15 protein-coding genes are annotated in these 18,487 nt (G+C 47.8%); 1 reads left to right on the forward strand and 14 read right to left on the reverse strand.

All coding sequences use genetic code 11. The features are described from left to right. Positions 1-10 precede the first annotated feature (10 nt). The 13 genes from I6E24_RS00625 to I6E24_RS00685 form a co-directional block, all read right to left on the reverse strand. Positions 11-997 carry a family 43 glycosylhydrolase gene (locus I6E24_RS00625; RefSeq protein WP_235325403.1) on the reverse strand — a complete coding sequence of 329 codons (987 nt, stop codon included), beginning with the start codon at positions 995-997 and terminating at the stop codon, positions 11-13. A 279-nt stretch (positions 998-1,276) separates the two neighbouring features. Then, positions 1,277-3,289 carry an alpha-glucuronidase gene (locus tag I6E24_RS00630; protein ID WP_235325405.1) on the reverse strand — a complete coding sequence of 671 codons (2,013 nt, stop codon included), beginning with the start codon at positions 3,287-3,289 and terminating at the stop codon, positions 1,277-1,279. A gap of 99 nt (positions 3,290-3,388) precedes the next feature. Next, positions 3,389-4,387 carry a glycoside hydrolase family 43 protein gene (locus I6E24_RS00635; RefSeq protein ID WP_235325407.1) on the reverse strand — a complete coding sequence of 333 codons (999 nt, stop codon included), beginning with the start codon at positions 4,385-4,387 and terminating at the stop codon, positions 3,389-3,391. Positions 4,388-4,508: 121 nt separating this feature from the next. After that, positions 4,509-5,642: an endo-1,4-beta-xylanase gene (locus tag I6E24_RS00640; protein WP_235325409.1), complete on the reverse strand. Its 1,134-nt coding sequence runs from the start codon at positions 5,640-5,642 to the stop codon at positions 4,509-4,511. Positions 5,643-5,675: 33 nt separating this feature from the next. Further along, positions 5,676-7,169 carry an MFS transporter gene (locus tag I6E24_RS00645; protein ID WP_235325411.1) on the reverse strand — a complete coding sequence of 498 codons (1,494 nt, stop codon included), beginning with the start codon at positions 7,167-7,169 and terminating at the stop codon, positions 5,676-5,678. Positions 7,170-7,206: 37 nt separating this feature from the next. Further along, complete coding sequence (locus tag I6E24_RS00650; RefSeq protein WP_235325413.1) at positions 7,207-8,817, reverse strand: sialate O-acetylesterase; 1,611 nt, start codon at positions 8,815-8,817, stop codon at positions 7,207-7,209. Between the two features lie 151 nt (positions 8,818-8,968). Then, positions 8,969-11,065: an ATP-dependent DNA helicase RecG gene (gene recG, locus I6E24_RS00655; protein WP_235325415.1), complete on the reverse strand. Its 2,097-nt coding sequence runs from the start codon at positions 11,063-11,065 to the stop codon at positions 8,969-8,971. Further along, positions 11,040-11,729 (reverse strand): 2-C-methyl-D-erythritol 4-phosphate cytidylyltransferase, encoded by a 690-nt coding sequence (locus I6E24_RS00660; protein ID WP_235325483.1) that lies wholly within the window; start codon positions 11,727-11,729, stop codon positions 11,040-11,042. The genes recG and I6E24_RS00660 overlap by 26 nt, the downstream gene beginning before the upstream one ends. Continuing rightward, a complete protein-coding gene (locus I6E24_RS00665; protein ID WP_235325417.1) occupies positions 11,729-12,274 on the reverse strand; it encodes a DJ-1 family glyoxalase III in 546 nt (181 codons plus the stop codon). The genes I6E24_RS00660 and I6E24_RS00665 overlap by 1 nt, the downstream gene beginning before the upstream one ends. A gap of 30 nt (positions 12,275-12,304) precedes the next feature. Next, positions 12,305-13,147, reverse strand: coding sequence for a TonB family protein (locus tag I6E24_RS00670; RefSeq protein WP_235325419.1), 843 nt, complete (start codon positions 13,145-13,147; stop codon positions 12,305-12,307). Further along, positions 13,144-13,560 (reverse strand): ExbD/TolR family protein, encoded by a 417-nt coding sequence (locus I6E24_RS00675; RefSeq protein ID WP_235325421.1) that lies wholly within the window; start codon positions 13,558-13,560, stop codon positions 13,144-13,146. The genes I6E24_RS00670 and I6E24_RS00675 overlap by 4 nt, the downstream gene beginning before the upstream one ends. A 4-nt stretch (positions 13,561-13,564) precedes the next feature. Continuing rightward, on the reverse strand, positions 13,565-14,284 hold the full coding sequence (locus tag I6E24_RS00680) for a MotA/TolQ/ExbB proton channel family protein (RefSeq protein WP_235325423.1): 720 nt from the start codon (positions 14,282-14,284) through the stop codon (positions 13,565-13,567). Between the two features lie 46 nt (positions 14,285-14,330). Then, positions 14,331-15,044, reverse strand: coding sequence for a pyridoxine 5'-phosphate synthase (locus I6E24_RS00685; protein WP_235325425.1), 714 nt, complete (start codon positions 15,042-15,044; stop codon positions 14,331-14,333). Between the two features lie 119 nt (positions 15,045-15,163). Between I6E24_RS00685 and I6E24_RS00690 the strand changes: the two genes are divergently transcribed. Further along, the gene (locus tag I6E24_RS00690; RefSeq protein ID WP_235325427.1) at positions 15,164-16,036 is read left to right on the forward strand and encodes an NAD kinase; all 873 of its coding nucleotides are present in this window, start codon (positions 15,164-15,166) and stop codon (positions 16,034-16,036) included. A 56-nt stretch (positions 16,037-16,092) separates the two neighbouring features. Here I6E24_RS00690 and I6E24_RS00695 read toward each other — a convergent pair whose 3' ends face one another. Next, positions 16,093-18,426, reverse strand: coding sequence for a beta-L-arabinofuranosidase domain-containing protein (locus tag I6E24_RS00695; RefSeq protein WP_235325429.1), 2,334 nt, complete (start codon positions 18,424-18,426; stop codon positions 16,093-16,095). Positions 18,427-18,487: the final 61 nt, after the last annotated feature.

Below are 18,487 nucleotides of genomic sequence, written 5' to 3' on the forward strand. Positions count from 1 at the left end.
ACTTATTGTTTTATTTGTTTGCGTCAGTGGCGAAGCCTAGCCAGTCTATCTCAACGTCGCCGCCACCTGCCAATGTCACTCTGACGACATTCAATCCGCCGGGAACTGAAGACACCGGGGCAGTCAGTACCTGCCAGTCCTTGCACAAAGGTATCTCCACTTCCGACAGTGTTTTTCCGCCTGCCTCTACGCGCAAGGTTCCTCCTTTATCGGATTTCACACGAAGCTTTATCTGCGAATAATTTCCGGCGGCGAAATCCACATTGTTATACTCTAGCCATGCTCCACGGGATGTGAGGCAGGCTTTCCATCCGTCGAACTTCTGTTCTGTGTTAAGGAACTGTATCTTCACCCCGCGACGGCTGGATTTACTGTAACGGTCTATCTGGATTTTCATCCTGGCATCGGTTATTCCCACTCCTCGCAGTGTAGGTTGTACCTTGCGTATAGTTCCGTCGGGATTGAATGAAAGAGAATCAATACGGGCGGAACGGTTCTTGTCAAACTGCGGAGAGTAATCGTTGTGATGATAGAACAGATACCACTGTCCCTTGTATTCCACTATGGAATGATGGTTGGTCCAGCAGCCTGTAGGCGACTCGTCCATGATTATTCCCTTAAACTCGAAAGGACCGGTGGGCGTGTCGGACATGGCGTATGCCAGGGTTTCGGTATTCTTCCTCACCCACGGAAATGTGAGGTAATACTTATCGCCGCGCCTGAATGCGAAGGGGCCTTCCTTAAATCCTTCGGGCAGTCCTTCTATCTGAACGGGCGATGTGGAAAGCTCGCGCATGTTGTCTTTCAACTTGGCTACGTAAAGCCCTCTTCCCGACCAGTAGATGTATGAGTTGCCATCAGTGTCATTAAGCACGCAGGGGTCTATCCCGTGTATGCCTTCTATCGGTTTGCGGTCGGGGAAAAACGGTCCTTCAGGATTATCGGACACTGCGACGAAAGCACCTCCGGCAACGAGAGCATTAATGCCATCAGACAATAAAGATGTTTCATAATAGTGGTTTTTAGGTTAATGAATAAGATTTCTGCTTTTACAAAATTAGGAAACTGTATCGTTATTACGTCCTGATTATGTTACACAAAATATTCCGTACGTAACATGGACGCTCTCCAGCGTTACAGCATTATGCGCTCCACGTTATCCGTCCTCCGGAGTGTCCTATGATTGATGTATTTCCATTGTCGGGATAAAAAAAAGACTGCTGCATTTCGTGTGGAATGCAACAGTCTGTATAATCTAACCTAAACAAAACTTACGCTAAAATCCGGGAAGCATATCAGCCGACGGGCATGTGTAGTTGTCTATCGGGAGCTTGACCTTTTTCAGTTTCTTAAGACTGAAACGTGGTTTCTCCACTCCTTCGGGATATTTCATGCGCGAGAATGTGCGGAAATACTCCAGGCAGGCGTCTTTCCACCACACGGCATCCGAGACCTGGATACGGAAACGGTGGGATACGGCTGCATGGCGCTCTGCGTCGACATAAGGCTGCATGGCTGACCACGTGTCGCAGAAACTGCGTGCGGAGTCAACTCCTCTCTGGTAGCGGACGCATAACTCATCCCACATGGTACGGCCGGACTTCATCTCATGCTTCCATGGCACATGATGGAACCACAGAAGAAACTCTTCCGGGCATTTGTCGATGCTGTTGAACACAGCTGCCAGGGAGTCAGGATACTGTGAGACGGCGTCACTGCCTTCTGTAGTACGGTCAAAACCGAGCCCTTCACGATCGGCACGATGATAATACGAAGGGAGCCAGTCGGGACGCGCTCCTTCTATCTCGCACCATGGTTCCGGTCCGTAATGATGTCCCCAGGCAAATATGTGATGAAGTCCGAGAGGCATCATATAGTCTACCACAGTCTCGCGGCTTTGCATCATCACTTCCGTCATAGGGCGGACAAAACGGCTGTCTGTGGTAAATGTCTGGGCAAGCCATTCTTCCGCTATTTCTTCGGACGACAGCATAGGATTCCATGCCAAACGCCCGAAAGCGTACCAGTTGGACTGCGCCAGGTCGTTTCCGCACCAGTTGGTGTCATCGCCAATGTTTGTCACTCCGGCAGCTGCACGCATCTCCTCAGGCGAAAAGTACTGATAGAACTCTTTCCACATAGGAGCGAGATAAGCCAGATGATTGGAGTGTCCCAGATACTCTTGAGTGACCTGAAACTCTACCATCAGCTGTGTGTGTGGCATGGCTCCGAAAAGCGGGCTGTACGGTTCGCGTGGCTGGAAATCTATCGGGCCGTTCTTGACCTGCACAATGACATTATCCAGGAACTTACCGTCGAGAGGCTTGAACTCGAGATATGCCTGCTTGGCACGGTCGGCATCGCTCGGGCTGTATACGAAAGCACGCCACATCACTATTCCTCCGTAAGGCTTCAAGGCAGAAGCCAGCATGTTTGCTCCTTCGGCATGAGTACGGTTGTAATCGCACGGACCCGGCTGTCCTTCGGAGTTGGCTTTCACCAGGAATCCGCCGAAATCCGGTATCATAGAGTATATCTCTTGCACTTTCTGCTTCCACCATTCTGCCACTTCTGCGTTCAACGGGTCGGCTGTAGACAAACCGCCAAGTTTCATCGGTGTGGCGAAATTTACAGACAGATAAACCTTAATTCCGTATGGGCGGAATATATCTGCCAGCACTTTCACCTTATCCAGATTTTCGGAAGAGAGAACATCCGGCGATGCATTTACATTGTTCAGCACCGTACCGTTGATACCTATAGAGGCATTGGCGCGGGCATATTCTGCATATCGCAGAGAAACTGTAGCCGGCAGTTCATCCCATTTCCAAAGTGAACGTCCGGCATATCCGCGTTCTATCGTTCCGTCCGGATTATCCCAATGATTGAGTATGCGAATATCGTTCATCGGCTTCTCACAGATGTCGAGCGCAGAGCAATTTTCTCCGGAAGCCTGCAAGCGCAACAGATGATATGCAGCATAAAGCAATCCTGTCTCGGAGAGTGAACGCAGCGTAACGACACCGTTCTCAGATGTTATGGTATAACCGTCCTTACCAAGCAAATAATAACTGCTATCCGCCATAAGCTGAAGCGATACTTTTCCGCCATTCCAAAACGATGACAGCTCGTCTGTGGCAATACGCACAGTAGGAGAATCCACATTGCTGTCTATTTGTGGACGGACGGACACTTTGTCGTAACGCAACCACAAACGGCTGCCGTCCTCGGCATGGGACGACAGCGCAGTGGCGCATATAAATAAAACTAATAATATTCGTTTCAACATGTGATTCTATTAAGAAAGTTAGAGTTATTTCAGTTGGTAAGATATTCCCTCCGGACGGAAGTCTTGTCAACTTGTAACTGAGCCCTTAGCAATCATAAATCAGTATCTCTGTCCGAACTTGCTTATATCTTCACTTCCTTCGATAGTGATAATCTTTCCGTCAGCATCATATTCCAGTTCCACTACTTTCAGGCTGCGAAGCCATGTCTTTCCGTTTGAAGGAATACAGTCATGATGGAAAAGATACCACTTGCCTTTATATTCGGCAATAGAATGATGTGTTGTCCATCCCACTACAGGAGTCAGGATTACACCCTGATATGTAAACGGCCCGTAAGGATTATCGCCCACTGCATAGCAGAGAAGATGAGTATCGCCTGTAGAATAAGAAAGATAGTATTTGCCATTATATTTGTGCATCCACGAAGCTTCAAAGAAACGGTGAGGATCGCCGGCTGTGAGAGGTTTTCCATCCTCGCCAAGAATAATCACAGGGCGTGGTTCTTCTGCAAATTCAAGCATATTATCGGCTAGTTTCACCACACGGCTAGGCAATGCAGGTTTATCGTCGGCAGGAAGGTGAGGATTCTCAATGGCTTTATTGTCACGGTAGCGCTGCAGCTGACCGCCCCAAATTCCACCGAAATAGATATAGTGGCTTCCGTCGTCATCGCGGAATACAGCCATGTCGATACTGTAGCTTCCACGGATAGGGTCCGGCTGCGGAATGAACGGGCCTTCAGGCTTGTCGCTGATGGCCACTCCCATACGGAAAATGTCATTGCGGTCCTTAAGAGGGAAATACAGGTAATACTTTCCATCCTTGTAAGCCACATCACAATCCCAAAGCTGGCGTCCTGCCCAAGGGATATCAGCTACACGCAGGGCAACACCGTGGTCGGTCACTTCGCCGTGCATTACATCGTCAGTAGAAAGGACGTGATAGTCGTTCATGTCGAAATGGTCGCCATTGTCATTTTCAGGAATTCCTGATTCGCGGTCGTGCGACGGGTAGATATACAGACGGCCGTTGAACACATGTACTGATGGGTCTGCCATATAATCGACAGGAAAAAGGTATCTTTCTTCTTTTTTCATGATAATTAAGTTTTTATGGTAATGTGTTTTTATGATAATTCAGTTTTTATATTCCGCAGTGAGAAGACTCTCACCACGGAACATCAGTTGGTTATAATGGGATATTCAAAATTATATTTTATTATTTGTTTTCATTGTCTGATTCAGAAATAAGTTCTTTCACGAACTCTTTTGGCTGATAGTTGCGGTCGAACAGCAGCGCATAGTCCTTTCTTCCTCTTACAGGGAAATTGTTTTTCCATGAATCTCCGTCGCTCACTCCCCACGCTGTGACACGTGTCACGATATCGGCATGTTTCTCAAAGAGATTGAAGAACTGCATCATTCTGTCATTCCATGCCTTGCTTACAGAATCAGGCAATGCATCCGGATAAGGATTGAGAGCTTTCTTGAACGCTACTGTATCCGAGATATTGGCACTCTGACGCGCTGTAGGCAGTGCGCTCATGTCCCATTCGGTAATAATGACCTTCACTCCGGTTGCAGCGAAAGCAAGCATACTTTCCTCAAACTCCTTTATGTCAGGATAGTCCATACCCATGTGTCCCTGCATACCCACTGCATCGATGCGCAGACCACGTTCCTTAAGCGAGTTAACCAGTTTCACCACTCCGTCACGTCTGCCTTTAACGTTCATGCCGTAATCGTTATAATAAAGTTCCACATCCGGGTCAGCCTCGTGAGCATACTGGAATGCCAATGGAATAAACTCCTCGCCAAGAATCTCGTAGAATTTGCTCTTGCGATATGAACCATCTTCCACAATAGCTTCGTTAACAACGTCCCATCCTTTGATTTTTCCTTTATATCTGGTCACCACGGTTGTGATGTGCTCTTTCATTCTCTGCTTCAGCACCTCCGGCGAAACAGTCTTTCCCTTATCGTCGAGGAAGAACCATTCCGGACACTGCGAGTGCCATATCAGACAGTGACCTGTCACTGTCAGTCCGTTCTCGATACCGAAGTTCACAAACTTATCAGCCTCCTTGAAATCGTACACGCCTTCTGCAGGATGCACTTCTTCCATCTTCATACAGTTTTCTGCAACAATGGCATTGAAGTGACGCTTTACTATCTTAACTGCCGATGTATCAATTCCTCCCGACTGCCATACATTAAGCGCTGTTCCGATGAGGAATTTATCTCCAACAGCATCTTTCAGTCCTTTTTCTACTTTAACTGTCGCATTGTTTCCGGCACAAGCAACCATCATGGCACAGCAAACAGATGCGGCAAAAATGTTTTTCAGATTCATTGTATTTAGGTTTTAGTTGTTAGTAATCAGTTGTTAGTAATCGTTTCTGCTTCTTCTGATTTTGAGTTCTGCCTGCATCTTCTCGTTATATTCCTTGCTGATAGGATAGAAGAACAGGGCTATCACTCCTACGAAGAAACAAGCAGCCGGGATGATACTTGACGAGATGACAATACCATTTACGGCCGATTCCGACTGGGTCACACCGGCTCCCGACACATATCCGAATCCTGACAACAGGAAGCCAAGAATAGCTCCACCCACTCCAAGTCCGGCCTTGAGAGCGAATACCACACCGGCAAACACAAAACCTGTGGCACGACGGTAGTGAACGTATTCCGAATGGTCTGCCACATCGGCTATCATAGCCCAAAGCAGAGGAACTGTAGGCGCATATGCCAGACTCTTCAGGAAGTTGAGTGCAAACATCAGCCCGATGTTATCCCTGGCAGGGAAATAGAACATAGCCGTGAATACAGCTGTGAGAGTCAGACAAACGATGAATGTGCGCTTCTTGCCATACTTTGCAGCCAGATATTCAGAGAGGAAAATCACTCCGAAGAACTGAACCAGAGCCCCCAGCATATTGAACACACCGAAGCCCACCTCGTAAGCCTTGTCCGGCGAGCTGACTATCAATCCGAAGGCATTAAGAACAGTATATCCCCAAGAGTCGGATGCCTCTGCCGAAGCCAGTCCGATATTGTCAAGAAAAGCATACAGAGCGACAGGGTCGACATAATTCTCGAAATAATAGTTCATGGCACTTCCCCACATGGCCAGAGTGATAAAGACGAAAAGAGTGAGCACAAACATAGCCTTCCATGGCACACTGCTCAACACGTCCTTGATGTCCTGACGAGTATCATTCTTCTGTCCTGCCGGAGGAGTGATACGCTCTTTGGTTGAGAAGAACACCACGAGCAGGAACACAAGTCCCACAGCCGCAAACAGCGATATGGTGCAGAACCATCCGTGCGCCTTGTCCGCTCCGTCGGAGAACTTACTGACGAGAGGGAGTGTGAGTCCCTGAACCACGAACTGCGCTATGGTTGAGAACACGAACCTGACTGAAGTGATACTGGTACGCTCCTTGATATCGGCCGACATCACTCCACCCAGAGAAGAGTAAGGAGTGTTGTTGAAAGAGTACATGGTCATGAGCAGAGTGTACGAGATAGTGGCATACAGAGCCACAAGCCCCTTATCCTCGATGCCCGGGTTATAGAACGCCAGCACATAGAACACCATGAAAGGCAGAGCCGTCCAGAGCACCCACGGGCGATATTTACCCCAACGTGTATTGGTTCTGTCCGAAATAATACCCACGGTAGGGTCGACAAACGCGTCCACTATACGCGCCACGAGCATCACCGTACCGGCAATGGCACCTTCCAGCCCGAACACATCGGTATAAAACTTAGTCTGATAAATCATCATCATCTGGAAGACCAGGTTTGCCGAGCAGTCTCCCAGTCCATAGCCCACCTTCTCGGCCATGGACACTTTCTGGTTAAGAATATTCATTTGGTATTAGGATTATTAGTTATTGTTATAGTAATTCTCATTTGGTGAGCACCGCCTTCACAAGTCTTTCGGCCGGTGTTTTCTTGTCCAGCGGATGGATATCGTTCCATTCTCCCGTATCGCTGTTCTTTATCAGCGTGGCGTTTCCGTCGGTTTCAGCCGCCGCAGCCTGCTGCTTTCTCATCTCCGCCCAAGCTTTCCTGCCCGGATCGTCAGGCGCAAGGAAATCCGCAAGCTCTATTATATAAAAAGGAAGATTATCGCCGAAAGTCTTTCTCCAGTCCTTCATCATCGCACAAAGCAAAGCAGAATATTCATTCCAGCGTTCCACATTCGATTCGCCCTGATACCATGCCACACCCTTGAAAGTATAGTCGCGTAGCGGATAAATCATACCGTTATAAAGTCCTGTCGGAATGTTCTGGAACGATGTGGACGATGGCGATGCCGGCATCTGCGCTCCGGTGCGATGTTTCCACTCTCCCTCCAGAGAAATCTCACCTCCGCCGCAGATAATCTTGTAAGGCTTTTCCCTGACGAAAGAAGGCTTGCCGCCGTAGCTTACCAGACGGATAGTCACCTGATTTTTCCCCTCACGAAGCAGCCCCTGAGGCACCTTATATATACGCGGCGGATACTGATAGCCCGTACTGCCCACGAAGCGTCCGTTCACGTATACCGAGTCCGCGTCGACCATACATCCCAGGCGCAACACAGCCTCGCCGCCCGCCATCTGTGCCGGTACGTCGAAATCCTTTCTGAGCCAGTGTGAACCTGCAGCAGGACGTCCGTTTCTCAGAGCCCAATCGCCGGAGAACATATCCACAGTATGCCAGTCGCTGTCGTCAAGTTCTTCGGCATACCACGGTGTAGAGGCACTGACACCCGGATCGACCATGTAGAGCTGCCTGCCCCACTGCGCCGAGCGCAAACGCTCCATACGCGTAATTTCGTCCGTCAGCTGTTTATCCTCGTACATTGATTTCAGATTTATATATTCCGGAAAATCCTTCAGTCCGGCCTCACTGATCCACGCCTCTACCGGAGTGCCGCCCCAACTGGCGTTCACTATCCCCACGGGTACTCCAGTCTTCTCCTGCATCAGCCTGCCGAAGAAATAGCACAATGCAGAGAATCCCTGCACGTTACGTTCCGTCATGGTTTTCCACGGTTCGCGGCGGATGCTGTCTGCCGGATGATCGAAGTGCCATGCATACGGCACCTTGAGATACCTCACACCAGTGTTCTCATATCCGTTCACTTCGGAGGCGAACTTATCCATAACCCTCGCCACGGTGAGTTCCATGTTCGACTGTCCGGAGCAGAGAAAAACGTCGCCCACCATCACGTCGTTCACTTCCACGGTGTTCACTGTCATCACGTACGGTCCGCCCGCCTTCATCGGTTCCAGCCTTACCGTCCAGCGTCCGTCCTCACCGGCACTCGTACTATACTTCTTTCCCGCCAGACTCAATTCGATTTTCTCGCCAGGCTCAGCCCATCCGCTGATGTTCAGCGAGCGGTCCCTCTGCAGCACCATCCCGTCCGATACCAAAGGCGACATCCTTACCTCCGCAACCCCGTTCACGGCAACAGTCCATGCAGCCAGCAGAGCGATAATAACTGAATATAAACTATGTGTGTTCATGATACAATTTGTTTTAAGGCAAAGATAGCGAAAACCTTACGCCCACGCTTGTCCGTATGATACAAAGGATTTACGGGAGGTTACATACATGGGGCACAATGTAACAAAAACTTTGCTGTATGTTACATTGTGCCCCAAACTACCTTATTTCCTATGATATTGCCGACCAGTCTACACTATGTTTCCTGATTTCCGCCAGATGTCGCCACACCACAGCATACTCAGGTTTCACTACCTGCGGATCGTCGTCGATGATATGCTCAGCCACCTCGCGCACATACTGCAGCAGCTGTCCGTCGCGTGCCAGATTCGCAATTTTCAGGTCGAAAGCCACCCCGCTCTGCTGCGTACCCTCTATGTCGCCCGGTCCGCGCAGCTTCAGGTCCGCCTCGGCTATCTCGAAGCCGTCGTTCGTATCCACCATAATCTGAATCCGCTTGCGTGTTTCCTCCGACAGTTTGTATCCCGTCATCAGGATGCAGTACGACTGGTCCGCCCCTCTGCCCACTCTTCCCCTGAGCTGATGCAGCTGCGAGAGGCCGAAACGTTCGGCATTCTCTATCACCATCACCGAAGCGTTCGGGACATTCACTCCCACCTCTATCACCGTAGTGGCCACCATAATCTGAGTCTCACACTGTGCGAAGCGGCGCATCTCCTCGTCCTTCTCGGCAGGTTTCATCTTGCCGTGCACACGGCTGACCTTATATTCGGGAAACACCTCGCACACCGTGGCATATCCATCCTCCAGATTCTTAATATCCATCTTCTCGCTCTCCTGAATCAACGGATAAACGATATAAGCCTGACGCCCCATGCGCAACTGGCCGCGTACAAATTCGTACATCGAAGCCCTCGTCGAGTCGAAGCGGTGGACGGTTGTGACAGGCTTCCTGCCCGGAGGCAACTCGTCGATTACAGACACGTCGAGATCACCATAAAGCGTCATCGCCAGCGTACGCGGGATAGGAGTGGCAGTCATAACCAGCACATGAGGCAGAATCCTGTTTTTCGCCCACAGCCTTGCCCTCTGCTCCACCCCGAAACGATGCTGTTCGTCTATGATCACCAGTCCGAGCGATGCAAATTCCACAGTATCCTCTATCACCGCATGAGTTCCCACAAGAATATTCACGCTGCCGTCCGTAAGGCCGCTCAGTATGTTCTCACGCCTCTTGCCCTTCACCGACCCCGTCAGCAGCTCCACCCTGACGTTCATTCCGTCCAGGAAACGGCACAGTGTCTCGTAGTGCTGCGATGCCAGAATCTCCGTAGGCGCCATCATGCACGCCTGGCATCCGTTATCCAGAGCTATAAGCATGGCCAGCAGAGCCACAAGCGTCTTTCCGCTGCCCACGTCGCCCTGCAGCAGACGGTTCATCTGGCGCCCGCTACCCATGTCGCGACGCATCTCGCGCACCACACGTTTCTGCGCCCCCGTAAGGCTGAAGGGCAGATATTCGGAATAAAAAGTATTGAAATTCTCGCCCACCCTGCCAAAGACGATTCCCCCGAAACGGTTCCTCCTCTCACGCGAATATCGCAGGATGTTAAGCTGTATATAGAACAGTTCCTCAAACTTGAGTCTGTATTGCGCCCGTCTGAGCACTTCCGGATTTCGCGGAAAATGCACATTGCGCAGCGCCTCCATCAAAGGCATAAGTCCATGAGCCGCCACAATACCCGGACTGAGAGTCTCCTCCACCACATCATCGCCTATGACGCTGAAAAGTGTCGCCACAAGTTTCTCTATCGCGCCCGACGAGATATTCATGCGCTTCATCTTCTCAGTGGTGTTATAATACGGTCTCAGCCCCATAGCCGAAAGCGTCAGTCCATCGGCACTCTCTATGTCCGGATGAGCGATATTCACACGCCCACCGAAGACAGTAGGCTTCCCGAAGACGATATAATCCTCCCTGCACTTATACTTTCCGGTGACGAACTTTATCCCCTGAAACCACACCAGGTCGGCAACTCCCGTACCATCCGAAAAATGAGCCACCAGTCTGCGCTGCCGTCCCTCTCCGAAGGTTTCGAAACTCAGTATCTGCCCCTTGAGCTGGATGTAAGGCATCGTGCCGTCTATCTCAGATACCCTGTAGATACGGCTACGGTCCACATATTTATATGGAAAATGATACAACAGATCCCTTAAGGAACGGATACCCAATTCCTTTTCCAGAATTTCCGCCCTGTGCGGCCCCACACCGGGAAGAAACTTAATGTCGCGGGATGACAGAAACATGACACAACGCTTCGGCCACAACCATATCGAAAGGAGTGGTGATTTTGATATTTTCCCTATTGCCCTCGGCCAGCTCCACACCTACGCCCATAGCTTCCACCACGGAGGCATCATCCGTAAAATCTTCCCTATAGTCAGCCGAGTATGCATCCTTAAGCATACGCACCGAAAATACCTGGGGAGTCTGCACCAGCCTGTAGTCACCGCGTGGCACGGTTACGCTCGTACCGTCCTGTTTCATACATCGTACAGTCTCCACCACACCCGTCACAGGTACCACGGCCTTTCCGCCTGCTGCCATATCGAAACAGCGGGCAATTACATCATGAGATACGAACGGACGCACACCATCATGAACAGCTACAACCGCATCGTCATCGTCCACCAAAGCCAGACCATTACGAACTGAATGGAAACGGGTCTCACCCCCATCCACAATACGATGCGGTACGGTAAAATTATACTCTTGACACAAACTGCGCCAATACTCCTGATGATCGTGCGGAAGCACCAGTATGATATCAATATCCGGAGAAAAAGAATAAAAATTCTCCAGCGTACGCATCAGTACAGGTTTACCGGCAAGAGGGATAAATTGCTTGGGCAGATCGCCTCCCATGCGCAAGCCTTTCCCTCCTGCCACTATAATGACATACTGCTTCATCATGCGTAGAGCATACCCTTTCTCACCTCTGCAGCCTTTTCGCTTCCTGCCAGTTTTTCAAGGATAGCGAATCCGAACTCAGCTGCTGCAGCCGGACCTTTGCCAAGAACGAAGTTGTCCACACATTCCACCAAAGCTCCTGTATATTCAGCTCCTTCCAGATATTTGTCAAAACCAGGATAGCAGGTAGCTTTCTTACCTTTTAGCAGACCACGTTTGCCATATACCATAGGAGCGGCACAGATGGCAGCCATAGGTTTGCCGACTGCGGCAAAATCCATAATAAGCTTGTCAAGCTCCGCACAAGTGTCAAGATTTGTAGCTCCTGGAAGTCCTCCGGGCAAGATAATCATCTGTACATCAGCAGCAGAAATCTCACTCATCAGAGCATCGGCTACAATCTGAACCCCATGCGAACTTTTCACTACCTTGTCTAATGACACAGATACAGTGATAGCATCAACTCCACCACGACGCAAAATATCCAGCGGCAATAAAGCTTCAGATTCCTCGAATCCTTCAGCCAAAAAAATCATTGGTTTCATATTGTTTTAGTTTAAGTTGTCAGTTGTCGTTTATCTCAGTCTGAAGTAATACGTTATAGTTCCACTCTGGTTGTCCGGTCCGTCTACAGCATTAAAACGAGCCTTCTTGGCAGCATCCTCTGCAGCTTTTCTCAATACAGGATTCACGGTATTGGTACGCTTATTTATACTTGTACTTATAACATGCCCTGCCGGGTTAACCACTATTGTCACCACCACACGTCCTTCTTCCTGTACATTATACACAGGCACCGGCAGTCCTCCCTGTCCCAGACTACGTCCGTTCAGGTCGAATGTACCATATCCTCCCATACCGGCCATTCCGCCCGTCGTACTGTTACCGTCAGCCTTGCCCTGGACTCCCGAGCCCGATGCAGCCGTACCTTTACTTCCCATCTGTGCTCCTTTTCCGAAAGCTCCCGCAATCTTGTTTGCAGCAGCCTCGGCAGCAGCCTTTTCAGCTTCGGCACGTTTCTTAGCCTCGGTCTTTTCCCTGACAGCTTCAGCATTCACTTCGGAATTCTTCTTTGGATTATCCTTAACCTGAGTTTCCGATTTTTTCTTTTCCTTAGGTTTTTCTTCCTTCACCTTCAGCGACGGTTCGTCCTGCTGGGTTATCATCGGCTGTTTCACTTCAGGTTGCGGTTCCGGCACACTCTGTGTCTCGGGCTGCGGCTGCGGCATCACGTCCACCTCAGTCATCGTGTAAGGATCAGCGTTACCCTGTGCAAGATCGGTATTCCCCATCATAACAGGCACACCTCCTTCTTCCTGCTTTTCCGGCATAGCCAGACGAAGCAGGAAAAGCAACACAACGACCAGCGCATGCACGGCCAGCGTTCCTATTATTCCTGTCAGTTTGCTTCTTTTCATTTTTTATCCGGCCTTCTTGTGGCCAACACCATTTTAAAATGATTCTCGTTTGCTACATTCAGAATGCGCACTATCTCCCTGTAAGGAACAGATTCGTCAGCATAGAGCGCCACATACATTTCAGGTTCCTTTGCTGCACAATCCTGCAGAAATCCTGTCACCTCATCTATAAACAGCGGCATCTCGTCTTCATTTCCGAAAGCCCCATAATAGTTCAAATTCTTGTCAATGATAATTCTTGCCATAGGTTTGGCCGATGTCTGTTGCGACCCTTGCGGAAGCAACACCTTGATGGCATTTGGCGAAACCATGGTAGAAGTAATCATAAAGAATATCAACAGCAGGAATATCAGGTCCGTCATTGACGACATGCTGAATCCCGGCGATATCCTTTGTCTTCTCTTCAGCGCCATAACATTATTTTTCGTTAGGTTCGTTCAACAAATCCATAAAAGCCATTGTACGTGCCTCCATCTGGCTCACCACCTTATCTATTCTGTATACAAGATGATTATAGGCAAACATAGTCACGATACCTACTACCAGACCACCCACAGTGGTAATCATAGCCTCATAAATACCACTCGACAGAAGAGTGATGTCAATATTATTGCCCGCATTCGCCATATTCCAGAATGCCTGTACCATACCAGTAACAGTACCCAGGAATCCCAACATAGGAGCCCCGCTCGAAATGGTAGCCATTATCGAAAGGCCGTTCTCCAATTTTGCCACCTCAATATTTCCGGTATTCTCGATAGCAGCCTGAACATCCGCTACAGGATGCCCCATGCGTGTGATACCTTTTTCTATCATTCTGGACGCAGGAGTTTTTGCAATTCGGCAGTAGTTAATGGCCGACTTCACCTCTCCCGTACGGATATAGTCGCGTATTCTGTCCATAAACAGCGGATCTTCCTTTGCAGCACGGCTTATAGTGAAAGCACGCTCGAAAAAGATATAGAATGCCACAACCGACATCAGAGCCAGAACAGCCATAATCCATCCGCCCTTAAGAGCCATATCCCAAAGATTCATTTGCGGTTCGCCGTCCACCACCGGAGTAAGAACCGGATTGGCACCCGCCACTGTGTCGGCAGCCATTTGCGCAGCTGCCAGAAGAGTAAGTAATTGCATGATATTTTTAGTTGTTAGTTGTTAGATGTTAATTTCCAGTGTTAGTTTATTCCAGACATTTCCTGTATTCCTCGATAGTCTTCTTCAGTCCCAGATAGAGAGCGTCGCACACCAGGGCATGGCCTATCGACACCTCATCCAGCCAAGGAATATTGCGATGGAAGAACTCAAGATTTTCCAGACTCAGGTCATGACCGGCATTAAGTCCCATACCCAACTTCCGTACCGCCTTCGCTGCTTCTACAAAAGGAGCCACAGCCTCCTCCGGATTCTTCTTATATCCCGAAGCATAGGGTTCTGTATACAGCTCCACTCTGTCGGCTCCGGCACGAGCGGCATATTCTATCATCTCGATATCAGTGCCTACGAATATCGAAGTCCTGACACCGACCTCGCCGAACCTGTCCATCAACTCCGAAAGAAATTCAAGATTAGCCTTTGTATCCCATCCGGAATTCGATGTTATCTGATCAGGAGCATCAGGCACCAGCGTCACCTGATGTGGTTTCACCTTAAGCACCAGATCAATAAAATCACTTGAAGGATATCCCTCGATATTGAACTCTGTTTTCAATAACGGACGTAACGCATATACATCTTTATATCTGATATGACGTTCGTCAGGACGTGGATGAACAGTAATTCCTTCAGCACCGAAAGCCTCACAATCCAATGCAACTTTCTCTACATCAGGATTATTTCCGCCACGGGCATTACGCAAAGTGGCAATCTTGTTTATATTTACGCTTAGTTTGGTCATAATTGATGTTTTTTTATATCTTTGCATATCAGAATGCAAAGTTAGCAGGTTTTATCATAAACCAACTAACATACAGGTTAAAAAAGATTGATAATACTCTATACTTAATACAATAGGAGATGAAATTTGCCATTTTCGGGAATACATATCAGGAGCACAAATCAGCACATGTCACTCATTTGCTTAAAATCCTGCGAAAAAAAAATGCGGAAATATGTATAAGCCATGAGTTCTACGAATTCCTAAGAGTACATACACAGACAGATTTAAGCTGTCTTGAAATATTCAATGGGAACGATTTCACGGCCGACATGGCGTTAAGCATAGGCGGAGACGGTACATTCCTCAAGGCAGCAAGCCGTGTAGGGGAAAAAGAGATTCCAATACTGGGTATAAACACCGGACGACTGGGATTTCTGGCAGCCATATCACCGGACGAAATGGAAGAGACTTTTGAAGACATATACAACGGTGATTATATAGCAGAGCCAAGAAGGGTACTCAAGCTGACATGCGAAAACAACATTCTGAAAGGTTGCCCGTATGCGCTTAACGAGATAGCAGTCCTCAAAAGAGACAGCTCATCCATGATAACAATCAAGGCTTATATAAACAATGAGCTCCTGAACATATACCAGGCTGACGGACTTATAATTGCCACACCGACAGGTTCCACCGGATATTCATTAAGCGTGAACGGTCCTATAATGGTGCCACAGAGTGGAACAATCAGTATCACAGCAGTAGCACCACACAGCCTAAACGTACGCCCCATAGTAATACGCGACGACTGGGAGATAACACTCGAAGTGAGCAGCCGAAGTCACAATTTCCTGATAGCAGTAGACGGACGAAGCGAGAGTTGCCACGAGGAGGCAAGACTCACAATAAAGAGAGCCAATCATTTCACCAAGATCGTAAAACGCAAAGACCACACATTCTTCAATACATTAAGAGAAAAGATGATGTGGGGAGCAGACAACAGAATATAAAAGAAAACTGACCGTATCTTTCATAAATAACTCCAGATACGGTCAGTTTTATGTTTTTATTCAAAAATCAATCTTACAGAACAGAATCTTGGTGTCACATCCGACGTCCCCCGCATTATCTTCACCTCCCATTCCGAAGCTTTCAACAACTCCTTAGGAAGTTTCAGTACATTCAACGTATTTTTGCCGTCAACATCCCCCACCTTAACTCCGTTTACATAAAGTACAGCATTTTTTGACGAATCGTAGAACGATTTCAACATCACTGCATTCACAGGCTTTCCGTTCGATTTCATCTTATATGAGAACCATCCACGGGTCTCACGCCATGGTATCCCCTGCTCACTGCCAATCACCGAATTATCCATCTCAATAAAATGGTCACTCTCAGGCTGCTGTTCACCGCACGCCACAACATCAGCTGTAGCTTTATCCAATTTCATGCGTTCCTCCTCTGCTTTGGCCAGTTCTTCTTGCCTCTGCTTCAACTCACCTTCTGAAACAATTTCCCAATAAACCATATACCTGCATTCATGAGTCTTATAGAAAGGTTTCAGCAGCATGCCCTCATATCTTGAAGGATATGTACCATACAGTTTAAACTCAAGTTTATCGTTGTCAACCTTTTTGATATTCTCCAGAATTGCTTCCTTCTGGCATACAATTACAGGCATTCCCTGCAACGGTAGCTGTGGGCCAGAAGCGATATGTCCTCCCCTACTGTCGTCGGCAAACATTCCGTCAAGTCTTTCCTTGCCCAAATCGGCAGCCAAAACCACAGGACCGTACATAAAAGAATAATAAGGCGACTTATCCGGCAACTGTACGGCACGCAATGTCATAGGCAAAGACATCTCTACAGTATCACCATCACTCCACTTTCTATCAACAGTATAGTAACCGTCATCAAAAACAGCCTTAATATTTTCGCCATTTACCTTAAACCAGACTTTATCCTTCTCTATCCATTCCGGACATCGGAAACTGATTTTCATTTTTTTCGACTTTTCAGTCTTCACAACCAACCGAGTTTTTTCACTCTCAGGAAATGATGTTTCCTGAATAAAGGTCATACCCTTTTCTTTCCAATTTAGGGATGAAGGGATGAACAAATTTACAATAAGCTCATTTTCACGCGAAGCATATATCATTTCTCCATATCTGGCATGATTTTCCATTCCAGAACCTACACAACACCAGAAACAGTTCTGCGGCTGTGAGTACACCCTGTAATGTCCCGAACGCATAGGAGTGAAATACACAAACCCTCCCTGCACCGGATTCTGGCTGGACAGAATATGATTATACAATGCACGTTCGTAGTAGTCCATATATGATGATTTTCCAGAAGTTTGATAAAGCATCTTTGTCAGACGGAGCATATTATAGGTATTGCATGTCTCAGGTCCCTGCTCGCTTGTCATCATACTCGAAAAATCGTCCGACTTATGAAAATGTTCCCTAACACTGTTTCCGCCAATCGAAACACTTCTGTTGTCCACTACAGTATTCCAGAAAAAAACTGAAGCTTCATCCCAATCCGAATTACCTTCCAGATCAGCAATTCTCTTAAACCCTATCACCTTAGGTATCTGTGTGTTGGCATGCTTTCCAGTCAGGTTGTCTTCTTTCTTCAAAAGAGGATCAAGTATCACCTTATGCGAGAAACGTTTGGCAAGGTCAAGATACTTATCGTCTCCGGTAATACCATAGACATCGGCAAAGACCTCATTCAATCCTCCATGTTCACTCCTAAGCATATCCTGAATCTGTTCATCGTTCAATTCTGAGACAACATCCATCATCCAGTCCGTAAGAGCGATAAGCATACCTTTTGCCTCTTCCTTACCAGCTATAATATATGCATCACGCAGTCCGGCATACGTCTTATGTATATTATATAACGGAACCCAGCGATCATTAAGTCCGAATGGATTTGCATTAATTTCACCGTTTTTAATTTCTTTCCATATAGTCTTTCCTCCAGGTACTCCACACAAATAGCCACATCCGGAAGCATCCTGACAACGCTTCATTTCTGAAAGAAAATAATCCAAACGTCTGCCTATTTCCTCATCTCCCATAGAAGCATACATATACGACAATGCAGAAAGATAATGTCCTCCTATATGTCCGTCCAGACCTGTATTCTCCCAGTTAGGATAATTATCAGCCTTAGGCTGTAAACCAGCTTCTTTCAGATATGGTGCCAACAGCCTGTCAGGATTCAATCCCATCAGATAGCACTTGTCCAAAACTTCCGCATTTTTGAAGACACCGTCAGTCAATCTTATTTCATTCACAGGGAAAGTGTTGACCTTTTGTGGCAAGCCGGCGTATGCATAAACAGAGGCCCATAAAGCCAATCCAAAAAGATAAATTTTTCTCATGTTTTTCATTATATTATAAGTTTGTGAAACGATACTGCAAAGATACAATTAAGTGTATAAT

Source organism: Bacteroides caecigallinarum (assembly GCF_021530995.1).
GTDB lineage: Bacteria > Bacteroidota > Bacteroidia > Bacteroidales > Bacteroidaceae > Phocaeicola > Phocaeicola faecigallinarum.